Genomic DNA, 1,059 nt, shown 5'->3' with positions numbered 1-1,059 from the left:
TCAGATGTCGAGGAAGCGGACGTCCTTGGCGTTGCGCTGGATGAAGGAGCGCCGGGCCTCGACGTCCTCGCCCATCAGCACCGAGAACAGGTCGTCGGCCTGGGCGGCGTCGTCCAGGGTGACCTGGCCCAGGACGCGGTGGTCCACGTCCATGGTGGTCACGCGCAGCTCCTCGGCGTTCATCTCGCCCAGGCCCTTGAAGCGCTGGATCGAGTCTTCCTTGATCCGCTTGCCGTTCTGCTTGCCGTGCGCGACCAGGGCGTCGCGCTCGCGGTCGGAGTACGCGTACTCGAAGTCGTCCCGGCCCCACTTGATCTTGTAGAGCGGGGGGCGGGAGAGGTACACGTGCCCGGCCTCGACCAGCGGCCGCATGAAGCGGAACAGGAAGGTCAGCAGCAGGGTGTTGATGTGCTGGCCGTCGACGTCGGCGTCCGCCATCAGGATGATCTTGTGGTAGCGGAGCTTGGCGATGTCGAAGTCCTCGTGGACCCCGGTGCCGAAGGCGCTGATCAGCGCCTGGACCTCGGTGTTCTGGAGGATCTTGTCGATCCGGGCCTTCTCGACGTTCAGGATCTTGCCGCGGATCGGCAGGATCGCCTGGTACATCGGGTTGCGGCCGGACTTCGCGGAGCCGCCGGCCGAGTCGCCCTCGACGATGAAGATCTCGCACTTGGTGGGGTCGTTGGACTGGCAGTCGGAGAGCTTGCCGGGCAGCGAGGCCGACTCCAGCAGGCCCTTGCGGCGGGTCAGGTCGCGGGCCTTGCGGGCCGCGACCCGGGCGGTGGCCGCCTGGATCGACTTGCGGATGATGTCCGCGGCCTCGACCGGGTTGCGGTCGAACCAGTCGTTGAGGTGCTCGTGGGCGACCTTCTGCACGAAGGTCTTCGCCTCGGTGTTGCCCAGCTTCGTCTTCGTCTGGCCCTCGAACTGGGGCTCGCCCAGCTTGACCGAGATGATCGCGGTCAGGCCCTCGCGGATGTCGTCGCCGGTGAGGTTGTCGTCCTTCTCCCGCAGCAGCTTCTTGTCCCGGGCGTACTTGTTGACCAGCGAGGTCAGCGC

Annotated in this window: 1 protein-coding gene; it reads right to left on the bottom strand. The window is 66.8% G+C overall.

Annotated elements, in window-relative coordinates; translation table 11 throughout:
* Positions 1–1,059 (bottom strand): toprim domain-containing protein (locus ACZ50K_RS37985; protein WP_468912054.1); only part of this gene is annotated, 1,059 nt, incomplete at its 5' end.

The sequence above is a fragment of the Streptomyces sp. NPDC033845 genome (genome assembly GCF_055576225.1).
This window is presented reverse-complemented; position numbering and strand designations above follow the sequence as displayed.